We start from the raw sequence: 15,635 nt of genomic DNA, 5'->3' as shown, positions 1-15,635 counted from the left end.
AGCGCCCTCGCGCCCCTCATCGCCATCCTGGACGCCGGGATCCGGAACCGCAATATCGGGATACCGATCCCTCGCGGGCCGATTGGTTGACTTCTATCCACCATCGGCATATAGTTGACTTCTCTCAACCACTTTCAGGAGTTCGATGACCGCCGCCCACGCCCCAGCCACAATGTCCCACCGTCAGGTGCTCGAAGCCCTCTCCGGCCTGCTGCTGGGCATGTTCGTCTCGATGATCGCCGGCACCGTCGTGTCCACGTCGCTGCCGGTGATCGTGCACGACCTCGGCGGCGACCAGAACGCCTTCACCTGGGTCGTCACCTCGACGCTGCTCACGACGGCCATCGCCACGCCGATCTGGGGCAAGCTCGCGGACCTGTTCAACCGCAAGCTGCTCATCCAGATCGCCCTGGTCATCTTCGTGGGCGCCACCGCTGCGGCGGGCTTCTCCCAGGACGCCGGGATGCTCATCACCTTCCGTGCGGTCCAGGGACTGGGCGCCGGCGGCCTCGCCGCGCTGAGCCAGATCATCATGGCGGACATCATCAGCCCCCGAGAGCGCGGACGATACATGGGCCTGTTCGGCGCGGTCATGGCCGTCGCGACGGTCGGAGGCCCGCTGCTCGGCGGATTCCTCACCGACGTCGCCGGCTGGCGGTGGAACTTCTACGTGTCCGTGCCATTCGCGGTCGCGGCGCTGATCATCCTCCAGCTCACCCTCAAGACGCCCGCCGCCACACGACGGGCCCGGATCGACTACCTCGGCATCGTCCTGTTGTCCGCCTCGGTCGCGCTGCTGCTGATCTGGGTCACCAGCGCCGGGCAGAGCTTCGACTGGTGGAGCACCGAGACCGTCCTCATGGTAGGCGGATCGATCGTCGGCGCGGTGCTGTTCGTGATCGTCGAGCTCAAGGTCTCCGAGCCCCTGGTGCCGCTGCGGATGTTCCGCAACCGCACGTTCACGCTGTCAGTGGTCGCCTCCATCGCCATCGGCATCGCGATGTTCGGCACCTCGGTCTTCCTCAGCCAGTACATGCAGATGGCGCGCGGCGCCACCCCGACCCAGGCCGGCCTGATGACCCTGCCGATGATCGCGGGACTCCTCGGGGCGTCCATCATCGTCGGCCAGCTGATCACGCGCTACGGCCGCTGGAAGGGCTACCTGGTGGCCGGGTCGGTCCTGCTGATCGCCGGGTCGGCGCTGCTGGCGACGCTGCACTACGACACGAACTTCGTCCTCGTCTCGGTGTACATGTTCGTGCTCGGCGCCGGCGTCGGCATGACCATGCAGAACCTGGTCCTCATCGTCCAGAACACCTCGCGTCCCGAGGACCTCGGCGCCGCAAGCTCCGGGGTGACGTTCTTTCGGAGCCTCGGGGGCACGGTCGGAGTGTCCGTGATGGGCGCGGCGCTGGCGACGACCGTGTCTCAGCTGTTCAGCGACCGGGCGGCGGATCTCCAGGCGGCGATCGCGTCGCTGGGGAAGAAGGGCGCCGAGGTGGCGCAGCAGCTCGCCTCCGGAGCGCTGCCCGAGGTGCACGCGCTCCCGGAGGCGGTCCGGGTCATCGTCGAGGACATCTATGCCCAGGGCATCGCGACCTCGTTCCTCATCGGCGTGCCGCTCGCCGTCGTCAGCCTCATCGCCGTGGTCTTCCTGCCGAACACGCCGCTGACCCGTCTGACCACGCGCGAGCGGATGGCGGCCGCCGAGGCCGATCTCGCCACGGTCAGCGCCCCGCAGGCCATGGACGCGATCCCCGCGACGGGTCCGGTCCCGACCGCGAGGACCCGCGATGAGTGACCCCGCCGCCGACGAGCGCACCGAGGCCCTGCATGCGCTCGAAGCCGAGTTCGGCGAGCTGTTCTCGCGGGTCCGGCGCCTCTACCTCGCCGGTGCGGAACGGGTGGCCCCCGGGCTGTCCCCCGGCGCGTACAAGATGTTCTCCCTGATCGCGCGCCGCGGCGAGATGACCGCCTCCGAGCTGGCGGAGCGGACGCTGTCCGACAAGTCGCTGGTCAGCCGGATGGTGCGGGAACTGGAGGGGCAGGGGCTGATCCGGCGGATCCCCGACCCGCGCGACAAGCGCTCCAGCCTCCTCTCGGCGACTCCGGAGGGCTTGGACCGGCTCACGGCGGCCCGACGCCACGACGACGAACGCCTCGTCCGAGCCCTCGAGGACTGGGAGCTCGCCGACATCCGCCAGCTCACCCGCCTGTTGCGCGCCCTCTCACAGGGCGACGTGCCGTCCGCGGACTGAACGCTCGCCCGGCCCGGCCGGGTCCGCGTCAGTCCGCGGCGGGAGCCTCGGCGAGCGCGAGGACGGCGCCGAGAGCGTCGCGGCGCACGGCGATGGTCGGGCCGGCCGGGTCCACGATCACGCCGGTCAGCTCGGGGTGGCCGGCGAGCACCTTGCCGATCTGCTCACCGGAGAAGGGCATCGGCTGGTCGCCTCGCGCGAGCGCCACCACTTCGAGCGGGTGCGAGAAGACCTGGAGGAAGCGCGAGCCGTCCGCCGCCCGGGCCTCCGCGACGCCGAACTGGCCGTCCTCCCCCGGAGCGCTCACCGCGACCCAGAAGCGGGCCGTGGCCAGCGCCTCGCCGACCTTCGCCTCGGAGTCCGCCTCGCGCGGCGCGGCCAGCAGCGTCTTCAAGGTGAGGTTCGGATCCGCCTGCTCCAGGGCCTTCGCGAGGACCTCCCGCGGGAGCACCACGCGATGCGGCGCCGACGCGTTGTCGATGATGAGGCCCGCGAACGGTCCGTTCACGACCTGCTGGAGCACGGCCTGCACCGGCTGGACGACCGCGCTGGTGGCGGCGGGGTCCTGCTCGAGCTGTACGGAGTCGCGCACGGCCGCCGCCGAGCTGAAGGCCAGCATGAACGTGTTCTCGCCGTCCTTGACGATCCCGACCGAGAGCGGCTTGCCCGCCTGGAGCTGCTCGCCCGCGTCGCCCTGGACGCGCAGGAAGAGATGCCCCTGAAGCGTCTGTCGCAGCACCCCCAGCAGGACCTCGTTCGACGCACCCTCCTCCAGTTCGGCGAGCGCTTCGCGCAGGAGGACGTTGTCCTTCATCCCCGGGATCGACTCCGTCTGGGCCGGCGGGTCCACGGGAGCGAGCGGCAGTCGGCGCTGCGCGGGAACCGCAGGCGCCGCCGGAGCGGGTGCTGCGGACACGCTCGGTGCCGCGGCCTCGCCCGGCGCACCGGAGCCCGTTCCCTCCTCGGCGATGAGCCCGGACACGTCGTGCCCGGCAGGCGACCCGAGCCCCCGGAACGCCTGCACCGACACCGTGACCTCCGGGACCGCGTCCGGCGTCGGGGCGTCGGTGGCCTCGGAAGCGTCCGTGGATCCGGCCACCGTCCCGTCCCCGGGAGCGACGCCCGCGGGCGTCTCCTCCGCGGGTGCCTCGGCGGCGGTGCTGACGACGTCGTCCTGCTTCTTGCGGCGCGAGAAAAGACCCATCGGGCCAGCCTAGCCGCCGCGCCTAGAGCTTCTCGATCGGGGCGATCTTGATCAGCAGCTTCTTGGCTCCCGCGGTGTCGAACCGGACGTGGGCGACGCGCTTCGCGCCCTCGCCCGTGACCTGGTCCACCCGCCCCTCACCGAAGTCGTCGTGACGGATCCGGTCTCCCGCCGCCAGTGCGAGGTCGCCGTTGTCGCGCACCTTGCCCGTGACGCGGTTCGGGAACTTGTCCATGGCGGTCGAGAGGGGCTTCAGCCCGTCGGTCTCACGACGGGGCAGCTCCCGCGCCCCGAACCGGTCGCCGCCACGGCCCCCGGGACGCCGGGCGTTCAGCGCGCGCGACTGGGTCCCGCCGCGGGAGTTCACGTCCCCGGGCGACTGCCGCCAGTCGATGAGCTCGGCCGGGATCTCCTGGAGGAAGCGGCTGGGCATCGCCACCGACACCTCGCCGAACTGCGCCCTCGTCATCGCGAGGGACAGATGCAGGCGCTTGCGGGCACGGGTGATGCCGACGTAGAACAGGCGGCGCTCCTCCTGCGGACCGCCCGGCTCGCCGGCCGAGATCCGGTGCGGGATCAGGTCCTCCTCGACGCCGGTGACGAACACCGCGTCGTACTCGAGCCCCTTGGCGGTGTGCATCGTCATGAGCGAGACCACGCCGCTGGAATCGTCCAGGTCGTCGGCGTCGGACACGAGAGCGACCTCGGTGAGGAAGTCGGCGATCGTGCCCTCGGGGTTGTTGCGGGCGAACTCCCTCGTCACGGCGATGAGCTCGTCGAGGTTCTCCAGCCGCGCCTCGTCCTGCGGGTCCCTGCTCGCGCGCAGCGCGTCCATGTACCCGCTCTTCGACAGCAGCAGCGTCAGCCCCTCGGCGACCGACGTCGGCGCCGCGATCTCGCCCGAGGCGGGGATCATGATCTCCGTCGCCTCCCGGAGCACCGCGTCCAGCTGGGCGATCGCGGACTGGATCTTGGGACCGAAGCCGAGCTGCGCGGGATGCGCGAGGGCGTCCCGGAAGGTGAGGCCGTGCTCCTCCGCGAAACGGGCGATCGCGGTCTCGGACACCTCGCCGATCCCGCGACGGGGCTTGTTGAGGATGCGGCGGACCGCCATCTCGTCGGCCGGATTGGCCACGGCGACGAGGTAGGCGAGCGCGTCCTTGATCTCCGCCCGCTCGTAGAACTTCGTGCCGCCCATGATCTTGTAGGGCAGCGCCGAGCGGATGAAGATCTCCTCCAGCGCGCGCGACTGCGAGTTGGTGCGGTAGAACACCGCGATCTCGGAGTAGGGCGTGCCGGCGCGATGGATCGCCTCGATCTCGTCCGCGACGAACTGCGCCTCGTCGTGCTGCGAGTAGCCGGTGAAGCCGACGATCCGCTCCCCCGCTCCCCGATCGCTCCACAGCTTCTTCTCCTTGCGGTCGAAGTTGTTGCTGATGACCGCGTTCGCGGCGGAGAGGATGTTCTGGGTCGAGCGGTAGTTCTGCTCCAGCAGGATCACCTTCGCGCCCGGGAAGTCGCGCTCGAACTCGCTGATGTTGCGGATGTCGGCGCCGCGGAACGCATAGATCGACTGGTCGGAGTCGCCCACGACCGTGAGCGACGCCCCCGGCTCGGCGGGAGTCGTCTCCGGCTCGAAGATCATCATGCCGTTCGAGGCATACGGGTCCGGAGCGTCGCCCTGGACGGGCCGGGTCAGCTCGTGGATGAGGGCGTACTGGGCGTGATTGGTGTCCTGGTACTCGTCCACGAGGATGTGCCGGAACCGGCGGCGGTACGTGTCCGCCACGTGCGGGAAGGCGCGGAACAGGAAGACCGTCTGGCCGATGAGGTCGTCGAAGTCGAAGGCGTTGGCCTTCTGGAGCTGACGCTGATAGTCGGCGAACACCTCGCTGAAGACCCGTTCCGCGGGATCGGCGAGGTTCGCCTGCCGGGCGAAGGACTCCGCGTCCTGCAGCTCGTTCTTCAGCTTCGAGATCCGCGACTGGACCGCCGCCGGGGTGTATCCGTAGGCGTCGGCCTCGTGCTCCTTGACGAGACGCTTGATGAGGGCGCGGGAGTCGCCGGAGTCGTAGATGGTGAAGGCGGACGTGAAGCCGAACTGCTGCGCCTCGCGCCGCAGGATGCGCACGCACGCGGAGTGGAAGGTGGAGATCCACATCCCCCGCGCCGCGTCGCCGACGAGCTGCTGCACGCGCTCGCGCATCTCCCCCGCCGCCTTGTTGGTGAAGGTGATCGCCAGGATCTGGCTGGGCCAGGCCTCCCGCTGGCGCAGCAGGAGCGCGATCCGGCGGGTGAGCACGCTGGTCTTCCCGGAACCCGCACCGGCCACGATGAGCAGCGCGGGGCCGCGGTAGGTGACGGCGTCGAGCTGCTGCGGGTTGAGGCCGGCGAGCAGGTCGTCGGCGGGAGCGGATCCCGGCGCCTGCGAGCCGGTTCCGGGCACGATGAGAGGGGCTTCGGTCATGACCTAACGAGTCTAGGCGCCGCGTCCGACACCGGCCCCGCCCCGGCACCGGCCCCCGCCCCGGCACCGGCCAGCAACATCAAGGACTTTCAGGTCTTCGGCGAGTTGATCCGCGTCCTGAAGGCCTGAGCAGCCTCAGGACCGGAAGGCCTCCAGACCGAGGTCCGGATGGTCGACGAAGACGCCGTCGACGCCCGACGCCGCGATCCGCAGCCACTCGCCCTCGTAGTCGCCGAACGCCGGCTTGCCGCCGGGACCGCGGAAGCGCCGGTCGAGGAAGGCGTTCTCCGGCCGGCACGTCCAGGTGAAGACGACCAGCCCGCGGTCGTGCGCCTCGGCCACCGTCGCGGGTCCCTGAGCGGCCAGCAGCACCTTCTTGTCCACGCTGATCCCGTCGACCGCGCCGACGAGGGCGTCCAGCCCCGCCGGCGTGAGGGCGTCCGCATAGCTCGCGGCCAGCCGGCCGTCGCGGGCGACGAGGTCGTACGGCTTGCCGGCGGCTTCGATCAGGTAGACGTAGTCCGCCGCGACCCCCGCAGCGGGCAGGGACCCGCGGAGCTCGTCCAGGACGGTCCGCTCGAACGCCTCGATCCACAGCGGGAGGTCTCCCCCGGTCCACCCCGCCGCGACGAGATCGCGCGCGACGAGCGGGGCGGGGTCCAGGCCGATCCCGGCGAAGTAGGTCGCGTGCTTGATCTCCAGCACGACGCCGATCCGTCGGCCCTGCTCCTCAGCGGCGGCGCGCACGAGGTCCAGCACGTCGGAGAGCCGGAGGATCGGCTGGCGCCCGTCGAACGAGGCGCTCGCGGCACGCACCTTCGGCAGCCGCTCGCGGCAGCGCAGCGTGGCCAGCTCCGCCCAGGTGAAGTCCTCCGTGAACCACCCCGTCTGGGCGACTCCGTCGATCGTCTTGGTCGTGCGCCGAGCCGCGAACTCCGGGCGATCGGCCACGTCGGTGGTGCCGGAGATCTCGTTCTCGTGCCGGACCACGAGCACGCCGTCCGCCGTCGCCACGACGTCCGGCTCGACCGCGTCGACGCCGAGCGCCAGCGCCAGCTCGTACGAGGAGCGGGAGTGCTCCGGCCGGTAGCCCGGCGCACCGCGGTGGCCGATGACGAGCGGGCCCTGCGGCGCGGGTCGGATCACGCTCTCAGCGTAGGACACCCTGTTCATAGCCTGCTCCGGTATCGTTGAGGAAAGCGTTGACTAACCCCTGGGAGTGAGGCCAGTCATGAGCAATTTCGCGTTCAACAACCCGGCGTTCAAGGAGCCGGACCCGCGCAACGTCGCGACCTATCCCGGTGCTCCGGGCGCGACGCAGGGCGCGCAGACGGCGTCGATGTCTCACGCCACCATGGACGCTGCCGTGAACGCACAGCTCGACGGGATGTACGCGGCGCCGCCGGCCGGCGCGCTGGAGACCGGCCGCATGACGGTCGAGGACACCGTCTGGAAGACCGCGGGCCTGTTCGGCATCCTGCTGGTGACGGCCGCGGTCGGGTGGTTCCTGACCCTCGGCGGCATCGCCGCCCCCGTGCCGGACCCGTACAACCGCCCCGCCGTGAACCTGCTGCCGTGGGTCATCGGCGGCCTCGGCGGCTTCGTGCTCGCCATGGTGGTCACGTTCACGTCGCGCAAGAAGGTCCGCCCCGCGCTGATCTTCGCCTACGCGGCCTTCGAGGGCCTCTTCGTCGGCGGCATCTCGGCGTACTTCGAGGTCCTGTGGCCGGGCATCGTCATGCAGGCCACCGTCGCCACGGTGGCCGTCGTCGGCGTCACCCTCGCGCTCTTCGCGAGCGGCAAGATCCGCGCCTCCAAGCGCGCCACCAAGATCTTCATGGTCGCCATGTTCGGCTACCTGGCGTTCTCGGTGCTGAACCTGATCCTGATGCTCACGGGCGTCGTGAAGGACGGCTTCGGGATGCACAGCGCCCCCGGCCCCTTCGGCATCCCGTGGGGCCTCATCATCGGCGTCCTGGTCGTTCTCATGGCCGCGTACTCGCTCGTCCTGGACTTCGACCAGATCCAGCAGGGCGTCCGCAACGGCGCTCCCCGCGTCTACGGCTGGCTCGGCGGCTTCGGCATCATGGTCACCGTCGTCTGGCTGTACGTCGAGATCCTGCGCATCATCGCGATCGCTCGCGGCAACAACTGACGCGACCCGCTCCCGCGAAGGGGCCGTCCTCCACGGAGGACGGCCCCTTCGTCGTCCCGCGGGCGCGGGTCAGTCGTGCTCGCCGCGGGACTTCGCCTCCAGCAGCGCCCGTTCACGGTCGTTCCCGGCGAGCCCCGCGGCGACGGCGAACTCCGAGCGCGCCTCGTCCTCGCGTCCGAGTCTGAGCAGCATCTCCCCCCGCGTCGCGGGCAGGAGGTGGTATCCGCGCAGCGCCCCGCTCTCCACCAGCGCGTCGATGATGCGCAAGGCTGATGCGGGCCCGGTCGCCATCGCGACGGCGGCGGCACGGTTGAGTTCGATCACCGGAGAGGGCGCGAGTCGCCCGAGCGCCTCGTAGAGGAGCACGATGCGATCCCAGTCCGTCTCCTCGACCGACGACGCCACGGCGTGCGTCTCCGCGATCGCCGCCTGCAGCGCGTAGGCGCCGCGGCCACGTCCCTGTGCGTCCGCGCGGGCCAGCGCCGCCCGGCCCCGCGCGATGCGTCCGCGGTCCCACAGCGCCCGGTTCTGATCGGCGAGGAGGACGGGATCCCCGTGCGCGTCGACCCGTGCCGGGAAGCGCGCGGCGGTGAGCTCCATGAGCGCGACGAGCGCGTGCGCGTCGGGCTCGGCGGGAACGAGCTCGGCGAGCACGCGGGCCAGTCGGGTCGCCTCACGTGCGAGGTCAGGGCGCATCCACTCGGATCCGCCGGTGGCCGCGTGGCCCTCGTTGAAGATCAGGTAGAGGACCCCGAGCACTCCCCCCAGACGGGCGGCGAACTCCTCACGGGCGGGCACCTCGAACGGCACGTGCGCCGCGCCGAGCGTCTTCTTCGCACGCACGATCCGCTGCTGCACCGTGGCGGTCGGGACGAGGAAGGCGCGCGCGATCTCCTCGGTGGACAGGCCGCCGACGACCCGCAGCGTCAGCGCGACCTGCGCGTCGCGCGACAGCACCGGGTGGCACGCGACGAACACGAGGCGCAGCACGTCGTCGTCGATCGCGTCCGGATCCCACGGCGGCGCGTCCGCGGCCTCCGCCTGCTCCCGCTCCCGGTCGTGGGCCATCGCCGCGATCCGCTCGTCGTACCTCTCCCGTCGCCGCCACCCGTCCACGGCCTTGCGCTTGGCGACGGCGGTCAGCCACGCCGCGGGGTTGGTGGGGACGCCGTCGCGCGGCCACTGGGCGAGCGCGTCGACGAGCGCCTCCTGGGCGAGGTCCTCGGCCAGGCCGAAGTCGCCCACGTAACGGGTCAGGGTCGCGACGATCTTGGCGGACTCGATGCGCCAGACCGCGGCGACGGCGCGCTCCGCCGGACCGGATCCGGTGGGGTGCGCCGTCGCCTCTGCGGAATCGCTCACGGAATCCTGCTCAGTCCTGCGCCTTCTGGGCCTGCTCCTCGCGCCAGCCGGCCTCCTTCTGGATCCACTCGTTGTCCTCGGGGAAGTCCGAGAACTCGGTGACCCGACGCACCTCGAGGAAGGCGCCCGGGCCGAGCGGGGCGCGCGAGGCCCACTCCGCGGCCTCCTCCCGGGTGGCGGTCTCGATGATCCAGAAGCCGTTGAACAGCTCCTTGGTCTCGCCGTAGGGGCCGTCCGTGATCAGGGGCTTCTCCGCGCTGAAGTCCACGACGAAGCCCTCGGCCGCGTCGGTCAGCCCCTCGCCGGCCAGCAGCACGCCGGCCTTCATCATCGACTCGTTGTACCTGCCCATCGCCTCGATGACCTGCTCGAAGGGCGTGTCCTCGTACGCCTCCACGGCCTCGTCGGTGGCGCGCATGATCAGCATGAACTTCATCGTCTCTTCTCCTTCTGGGGATCCCGGGCCCCGATCGGGGTCCGCGGTGCTGGTCGGTGGGCCGCTTCTCGACCCTCTCATTCCAGACGTCGAACGAGAAGACGCCGGATCGACATCCGCGGCGAAAATTCTTCGAGGAAGGTGCTCGCCCGCTCCGGGCCTGCCCCGGGCGACGTCGCGGCCCCTCGCACCCGGCCTAGAATCGGCGCGTGGAGCCGAACCTGCTCGTGAGCGTCATCCGGGATGCCCTGCACCAGGCGGCCGACCCCGCGCTCGCTCCGGGACAGCAGGCCTACATGAAGTCGGACATGCCGTTCCTCGGCGTGCGCGTTCCCGCGGTGCGCGCGCTCACCCGGCGGGCCGCTCGGGGGACGACCGACCCCGAGACGCTCCGCACCGCGGCGTTGACGCTCTGGCGCGAGGCCGGGCATCGCGAGGAGCGCTATGCGGCCACCGAGCTCATGGGCCTGCGACCGGTCAGAGGGCGCCTCGACATGCTCGACGTGCACGAGGAGATGATCCGCACCGGTGCCTGGTGGGACCACGTCGACGAGGTCGCGCACCGACTGGCGGAGCTGCTCGACGTCCACCCCGCGGAGACGTCCGCTCTGCTGCAGACCTGGTCGCACGATCCGGACGCATGGATCCGTCGCGCCGCGATCATCTCCCAGCTCGGACGGAGGGACCGGACGGACCGCACGCTGCTCGCCGCGGTCATCGAGCCCAACATCCCCGATCCCGGGTTCTTCCTCCGCAAAGCCGTCGGGTGGGCGCTGCGGGAGTACGCGCGGACGGATCCGGAGTGGGTCCGCGCCTTCGTCGCGGATCATCCGGGGCTCTCTCCCCTGTCCCGCCGGGAGGCGCTGAAGCACCTCGGCTGACGCGCCCCGCGGGACGATCCGCTCCGCGGCGGAGCACTCAGTCGGGCGGCGGCACCGGCGGATGCAGGCGCAGCGGGCTGATCTCTGCGAGGAACGCGAAGTCACGATCCTTGTGCAGAAGCGCGGCGTCGTGCCGGATAGCGATCGCGGCAATCAGGCAATCGACCAGGCTGCGGATCGGACGACCGTTCCGGCGGGACGCGCGGAACAGCTCACCGGCCGCTCGGAAGTCCACCATCGAATCGGTCCGGAGCAGGGGCAGACCGTTGACCAGCGACTCGACGGCGTCCCCGTTGCGCGAAGAGCCTGCGAGCAGTTCCATGATCACCGGCTCCGTGATACGGATATCGGCCCCGGAGCGGATCAGGTCTTCCAGCTCGTCCACGACGGGGACCGGAGCGTCCCTGAGGTAGTCGATCCAGACCGAGGAGTCGACGAGGATCACGCCTTGTCCCAGATCACCGGAGGATCGTCGCGCATCTCATCGAGGTCGCCGTCCCATCCGGTGCCGCGAAGGCTCAGCAGAAAGTCCTTGGTCAACGGCACCCCGACGAGACGACGAAGCGCGAAGTTCACCGCTTCCTTCTTCGTCGACAGGTTATACCGCCCCATGACCTCCTTCACCAGGTCATCATCGATGTCGATATTCGTGCGGGTCATACACCAAGGATACACCTCGCATACACCAGCGACGAGGGTCACCGGGTCGTCATCGGGGCCCCTTACGCCGCCCCGTTCGCCCGCGACGCCCTCGTCCGCAGCCGGCCTCACCCGAGGGCGAGGGCGTCGACGGCGGCGCGGATCGCGTCCGCGGAGGCGTGCAGCCGCTCCTCCTCGGCGGTCGTCATCGGCGTCCGAGCGAGCGGCACCGCGCCGTCCGCGCCCACGACGGACGGCACGGACAGCGCGACGCCGCTGATCCCGTGGACGCCGTCGAGCACCGTCGACACCGGGAGCACCGCGCGCTCGTCATGCAGCACCGCCTCCGCGATCCGGGCGCAGCTCACTCCGATCGCGAGGTTCGTGGCGCCCTTCCCCCGGATCACGGCGTACGCCGCATCGCGGACCTCCACCGCGATCCGGTCCAGCTCCTGCGACGTGAACGGTTCCTCGCCCGGCCAGTCCAGGATCGGGACCGGACCGATCGTCGCCGTCGACCACAGCGGGAACTCGGTGTCGCCGTGCTCGCCGACGATGTCCGCGTGCACGCTCGCCGTGCTGACCCCGGCCCGCTGCGCGAGGCGCCAGCGCAGCCGCGAGGTGTCCAGCACGGTGCCCGACCCGAAGATCCGCTGAGGGGGCAGCCCGGTGACCCGTTGGCCGACGACCGTCATGACGTCGGCCGGGTTGGTCACGATCACGAACACCGCCTCCGGCGCGCGCTCGACGAGCGCAGGCAGGAGCGAGGAGAGGATCCGGGCGTTCGTCCCCGCGAGCTCCATCCGCGTCTGCCCCGGCTGCTGCTTGGCCCCCGCGGTCACCACGACGACATCGCTGCCGTCCACCACGGCGAGGTCGGACCCTCCGCTGACCGACGATCGGGTGAACTGGGTGCCGTGGCGAGATCCAGGACCTCGGCGTCGACCTTCTCGGTCGCGATGTCGTAGAGCGCGACCTCGGCGGCGCTGCCTCGGATCAGCGCCGCGTACGCGACGCTCACCCCCACGCTCCCCGCGCCGACCACCGTGAGCTTCGTGCGTCCGTTCGCCATGCTCTTCATCATGCCGAACCCGCTCCCGGGCGGACGATCCGACGCGGCCCCCGGGCCGGACCCGGCACCCGTGACGCGCAGAACGCGGAGGGGCGCGGACCTCGACGGTCCGCGCCCCTCCGCGTCATCGGGAGCTCACTCCCATTCGATCGTGGCCGGCGGCTTCGACGTGACGTCGAGCACCACCCGGTTGACCTCGCGGACCTCGTTCGTGATGCGGTTCGAGATCCGCGCGAGCACCTCGTACGGCAGGCGTGTCCAGTCCGCCGTCATCGCGTCCTCGCTGGAGACGGGGCGCAGCACGATCGGGTGACCGTACGTGCGGCCGTCGCCCTGCACGCCGACGGAGCGGACATCCGCGAGCAACACCACCGGGCACTGCCAGATCTCCTGGTCGAGACCGGCGAGGGTCAGCTCCTCACGCGCGATCGCGTCCGCCTCCCGGAGCACGTCCAGCCGCTCGCGCGTGACCTCGCCGATGATGCGGATGCCGAGACCCGGGCCGGGGAACGGCTGGCGACCGACGATCGCCTCGGGGATCCCGAGCTCCCGGCCGATCGCACGGACCTCGTCCTTGAACAGGGTGCGCAGCGGCTCGATGAGCTCGAAGTCGAGGTCCTCCGGAAGCCCGCCCACGTTGTGGTGCGACTTGATGTTCGCCGTGCCCGCACCACCGCCGGACTCCACGACGTCCGGGTACAGCGTGCCCTGGACGAGGAACTTGATCGGCGCGCCCTCGGCTTTGGCCTCGTCGACGAGCTCGCGCTGCACCTTCTCGAACGCGCGGATGAACTCGCGGCCGATGATCTTGCGCTTCTCCTCGGGGTCGGTGACCCCGGCGAGGTGGCCGAGGAACGTGTCGGCGGCGTCCACGGTGATCAGGCGCACCCCGGTGGAGGCGACGTAGTCCTTCTCGACCTGCTCGCGCTCGCCCTTGCGCAGCAGCCCGTGATCGACGAAGACGGCGGTGAGCTGGTCGCCGATGGCCTTGTGCACGAGCGCCGTCGAGACCGCGGAGTCGACCCCGCCGGACAGCGCCGAGATGACGCGGGCGTCGCCGACCTGCGCGCGGATCCGCTCGATCTGCTCCGCGATCACGTTGTCGCTGTTCCAGTCGGCGGGCAGGCCCGCGCCCTTGTGCAGGAAGTTCTCGATCACGGCCTGGCCGTGGTCGGAGTGCTTGACCTCGGGGTGCCACTGCACGCCGTACAGCCGACGCTGCTCGTCCGCGAAGGCGGCGACCTTCGTGGACGGCGTGGTCGCGAGGACCTCGAAGCCCTCGGGCGCCCGGGAGACCTGGTCGCCGTGGCTCATCCAGACGTTCTGCTCCGTGGGCTCGCCGCCGAGCAGGGAGCTGTCGTTGACGGGGATCATCGCATCCGTGGCCCCGTACTCGCGCAGCCCCGTGTTCGCGACCTCGCCGCCGAGCACCTGGGCCATGTACTGGAATCCGTAGCAGATGCCGAGCGTCGGCACGCCGAGCTCGAGCACGGCGGGGTCCAGCTGCGGCGCGCCGTCCTCGTAAACGGACGACGGGCCGCCCGAGAGGATGAGCGCGACCGGATTGCGGGCCGCGATCTCCTCGGCCGTCGCGGTGTGCGGCACGATCTCGCTGTAGACGCCGGCCTCGCGCACGCGGCGCGCGATCAGCTGCGCGTACTGCGCGCCGAAGTCGACGACCAGCGCGGGGCGCTGGACGGTCGCGTTGGCCGCGCCGTCGGTGGGGGTTGTCTCGGTCACCGGGCACCTTCCGTGGTGGGACGGGCGTCGGAGGCGGGATCCGACGGGGAGGGGGTCTCAGAGGACGCGTCCGCGCGGGCGGCCTCGTCCTGCTCGCGACGGGCGAGGTACGCCTTCACCTCGCGGGCGACGATCGCCTCCATGAAGAAGGACAGCAGGGGGACGACGCCGCCGAGCGCCAGCGTGATGAACCGCAGGAACGGCCAGCGCATCAGGCTCCACACCCGGAAGCAGGCGAAGAGGTAGACGACGTAGAACCATCCGTGGGCGATGAGGATCAACAGCGACAGGTTGAAGCCGTCGCCGGCCGAGGTCATCTCGCACCCCATCCCTCCGGGGACGAACAGCGAGTACCACTGGCATCCTTCTCCCGCGATCACAGGCGCGAACCAGAGCAGCCCGCCGGATCCGCCGGAGAACAGCTCGACGTGGATCGGGCTGTACTTCGCGATCATCTCGGCCAGCAGCAGGATGAGCATCACACCGGTGATGATCGACGCGATCTGGTAGAACTTCAGCGCACCGCGGATCGCCGGAAAGCTGGCGACTTTCGGTTCGGGCATGCCTCCAGTCTAGTCGCGGAGCCGCGGCCCTCCGATCGAGCATCGACCTGGTCTGGTCAGGCGGACCAGACCAGGTAAAATCGGGGCATGACCACGATCGTCAACGTCCAGGATGCCAAGACGCGTCTGTCGGAGCTGCTCCGCCGCGTCGAGGCGGGCGAACGGATCGTCATCGCCCGCGCGGGAACGCCGATCGCTCGGATCGAGGCCGCCTCGCCGCCGAAGCGGCAGCTCGATCGACCGCTGCTCCCCGAGCTGCCCCCGATCCCCACAGACTCGCTGTTCGGCGACCTGCCCGACAGCGAGCTCGCCGCCTGGGAAGGCGGGGGCGCCGGGGATCCGCTCGGCGAGACCGCGCCATGACGACGTATCTGCTGGACACCCACGTCCTCGTCTGGCTCGCCACCGACCCGGACCGGATCCCGGTCGCCGTGCGGGACGAGATGACCCGCGCCGCCGCGCTCTTCGTCTCCGCGGCCAGTGCGTTCGAGATCGCGCAGAAGGCCCGCAGCGGCCGGCTTCCGCACGGCAACCGGATCCTCACCCGGTGGGACCATCTCCTGGGCGCGCTGCTCGCCGCCGAGCTGCCGCTGAGCGTCGACCACATGAGGGCGGCCGGCGAGCTCGACTGGGAGCATCGCGACCCGTTCGACCGGATGCTCGTCGCTCAGGCGCAGCAGGAGGGGCTCCTTCTCGTCACCAAGGACGAACGGATCCTCTCGTTCCCCGAGGTCACCTGCCTGCCCTGGGCCTGAGGACGACGCCGCGGCGTCCGCGTCTCGGGCGGAATCTCACGCCGCCGCGCCGACACGACGGAGGCCGCCGGGATCGCTCCCGACGGCCTCCGTCGTCTCATGC

Annotated in this window: 15 protein-coding genes and 1 pseudogene; 6 read left to right on the top strand and 10 right to left on the bottom strand. The window is 70.8% G+C overall.

The features are described 5' to 3' along the window. Positions 1–145: 145 nt before the first annotated feature. The gene (locus MR1_RS00500) at positions 146–1,801 is read left to right on the top strand and encodes an MDR family MFS transporter (RefSeq protein ID WP_067242304.1); all 1,656 of its coding nucleotides are present in this window, start codon (positions 146–148) and stop codon (positions 1,799–1,801) included. Continuing rightward, positions 1,794–2,258, top strand: coding sequence for a MarR family winged helix-turn-helix transcriptional regulator (locus MR1_RS00495; protein ID WP_067242301.1), 465 nt, complete (start codon positions 1,794–1,796; stop codon positions 2,256–2,258). Before MR1_RS00500 ends, MR1_RS00495 begins: the two co-directional genes overlap by 8 nt. Before the next feature lie 28 nt (positions 2,259–2,286). Here MR1_RS00495 and MR1_RS00490 read toward each other — a convergent pair whose 3' ends face one another. The 3 genes from MR1_RS00490 to MR1_RS00480 all read right to left on the bottom strand — a co-directional run bounded on the left by MR1_RS00490 (position 2,287) and on the right by MR1_RS00480 (position 7,102). Further along, positions 2,287–3,462: an SseB family protein gene (locus MR1_RS00490; RefSeq protein ID WP_067242299.1), complete on the bottom strand. Its 1,176-nt coding sequence runs from the start codon at positions 3,460–3,462 to the stop codon at positions 2,287–2,289. Between the two features lie 22 nt (positions 3,463–3,484). Continuing rightward, positions 3,485–5,929 carry an ATP-dependent helicase gene (locus tag MR1_RS00485; protein ID WP_067242296.1) on the bottom strand — a complete coding sequence of 815 codons (2,445 nt, stop codon included), beginning with the start codon at positions 5,927–5,929 and terminating at the stop codon, positions 3,485–3,487. Positions 5,930–6,064: 135 nt separating this feature from the next. Next, complete coding sequence (locus MR1_RS00480; protein WP_067242292.1) at positions 6,065–7,102, bottom strand: glycerophosphodiester phosphodiesterase family protein; 1,038 nt, start codon at positions 7,100–7,102, stop codon at positions 6,065–6,067. Positions 7,103–7,160: 58 nt separating this feature from the next. Between MR1_RS00480 and MR1_RS00475 the strand changes: the two genes are divergently transcribed. After that, complete coding sequence (locus MR1_RS00475) at positions 7,161–8,084, top strand: Bax inhibitor-1/YccA family protein (RefSeq protein ID WP_067242288.1); 924 nt, start codon at positions 7,161–7,163, stop codon at positions 8,082–8,084. A gap of 69 nt (positions 8,085–8,153) precedes the next feature. On the opposite strand, the gene MR1_RS00470 is transcribed toward MR1_RS00475, so the two are convergent. Beyond that, entirely contained in the window at positions 8,154–9,446 is a 1,293-nt protein-coding gene (locus MR1_RS00470; protein ID WP_067242285.1) for an RNA polymerase sigma factor, read from the bottom strand. A gap of 10 nt (positions 9,447–9,456) precedes the next feature. Continuing rightward, positions 9,457–9,882 carry a YciI family protein gene (locus MR1_RS00465; protein ID WP_067242282.1) on the bottom strand — a complete coding sequence of 142 codons (426 nt, stop codon included), beginning with the start codon at positions 9,880–9,882 and terminating at the stop codon, positions 9,457–9,459. A gap of 209 nt (positions 9,883–10,091) precedes the next feature. Between MR1_RS00465 and MR1_RS00460 the strand changes: the two genes are divergently transcribed. Beyond that, on the top strand, positions 10,092–10,763 hold the full coding sequence (locus tag MR1_RS00460; RefSeq protein WP_067242279.1) for a DNA alkylation repair protein: 672 nt from the start codon (positions 10,092–10,094) through the stop codon (positions 10,761–10,763). A gap of 37 nt (positions 10,764–10,800) precedes the next feature. Here the strand turns inward: MR1_RS00460 and vapC are convergent, their stop codons facing one another. From vapC to MR1_RS00435, 5 genes and pseudogenes are all read right to left on the bottom strand, one after another. Continuing rightward, entirely contained in the window at positions 10,801–11,208 is a 408-nt protein-coding gene (gene vapC, locus MR1_RS00455) for a type II toxin-antitoxin system VapC family toxin (protein ID WP_067242276.1), read from the bottom strand. Then, positions 11,205–11,423, bottom strand: coding sequence for a type II toxin-antitoxin system VapB family antitoxin (locus tag MR1_RS00450; RefSeq protein ID WP_067242273.1), 219 nt, complete (start codon positions 11,421–11,423; stop codon positions 11,205–11,207). Before MR1_RS00450 ends, vapC begins: the two co-directional genes overlap by 4 nt. Positions 11,424–11,530: 107 nt before the next feature. Continuing rightward, positions 11,531–12,474, bottom strand: a pseudogene (locus tag MR1_RS00445) (L-lactate dehydrogenase). 135 nt (positions 12,475–12,609) lie between these two features. Next, on the bottom strand, positions 12,610–14,214 hold the full coding sequence (guaA, locus tag MR1_RS00440; RefSeq protein ID WP_067242270.1) for a glutamine-hydrolyzing GMP synthase: 1,605 nt from the start codon (positions 14,212–14,214) through the stop codon (positions 12,610–12,612). Beyond that, positions 14,211–14,777, bottom strand: a complete 567-nt coding sequence (locus MR1_RS00435) for a DUF3817 domain-containing protein (RefSeq protein ID WP_067242267.1) — start codon at positions 14,775–14,777, stop codon at positions 14,211–14,213. Before MR1_RS00435 ends, guaA begins: the two co-directional genes overlap by 4 nt. Positions 14,778–14,864: 87 nt before the next feature. On the opposite strand from MR1_RS00435, the gene MR1_RS00430 reads away from it, so the two are divergent. Beyond that, complete coding sequence (locus MR1_RS00430) at positions 14,865–15,140, top strand: type II toxin-antitoxin system Phd/YefM family antitoxin (protein ID WP_067242264.1); 276 nt, start codon at positions 14,865–14,867, stop codon at positions 15,138–15,140. Continuing rightward, the gene (locus tag MR1_RS00425) at positions 15,137–15,532 is read left to right on the top strand and encodes a type II toxin-antitoxin system VapC family toxin (protein ID WP_067242261.1); all 396 of its coding nucleotides are present in this window, start codon (positions 15,137–15,139) and stop codon (positions 15,530–15,532) included. Before MR1_RS00430 ends, MR1_RS00425 begins: the two co-directional genes overlap by 4 nt. Positions 15,533–15,635: the final 103 nt, after the last annotated feature.

It is taken from the genome of Microbacterium resistens NBRC 103078 (genome assembly GCF_001552355.1).
Lineage (GTDB): Bacteria > Actinomycetota > Actinomycetes > Actinomycetales > Microbacteriaceae > Microbacterium > Microbacterium resistens.
The sequence above is the reverse complement of the archived record's forward strand: the minus strand, read 5'-3'. Positions and strand labels throughout refer to the sequence as shown.

Coding starts and splice junctions, on each gene's coding strand:
- MR1_RS00500 (WP_067242304.1), top strand. CDS start 146: ATGACCGCCGCCCACGCCCCAGCCACAATGTCCCACCGTCAGGTGCTC.
- MR1_RS00450 (WP_067242273.1), bottom strand. CDS start 11,423: ATGACCCGCACGAATATCGACATCGATGATGACCTGGTGAAGGAGGTC.
- MR1_RS00485 (WP_067242296.1), bottom strand. CDS start 5,929: ATGACCGAAGCCCCTCTCATCGTGCCCGGAACCGGCTCGCAGGCGCCG.
- MR1_RS00480 (WP_067242292.1), bottom strand. CDS start 7,102: ATGAACAGGGTGTCCTACGCTGAGAGCGTGATCCGACCCGCGCCGCAG.
- MR1_RS00425 (WP_067242261.1), top strand. CDS start 15,137: ATGACGACGTATCTGCTGGACACCCACGTCCTCGTCTGGCTCGCCACC.
- MR1_RS00475 (WP_067242288.1), top strand. CDS start 7,161: ATGAGCAATTTCGCGTTCAACAACCCGGCGTTCAAGGAGCCGGACCCG.
- MR1_RS00435 (WP_067242267.1), bottom strand. CDS start 14,777: ATGCCCGAACCGAAAGTCGCCAGCTTTCCGGCGATCCGCGGTGCGCTG.
- MR1_RS00430 (WP_067242264.1), top strand. CDS start 14,865: ATGACCACGATCGTCAACGTCCAGGATGCCAAGACGCGTCTGTCGGAG.
- MR1_RS00495 (WP_067242301.1), top strand. CDS start 1,794: ATGAGTGACCCCGCCGCCGACGAGCGCACCGAGGCCCTGCATGCGCTC.
- MR1_RS00490 (WP_067242299.1), bottom strand. CDS start 3,462: ATGGGTCTTTTCTCGCGCCGCAAGAAGCAGGACGACGTCGTCAGCACC.
- MR1_RS00465 (WP_067242282.1), bottom strand. CDS start 9,882: ATGAAGTTCATGCTGATCATGCGCGCCACCGACGAGGCCGTGGAGGCG.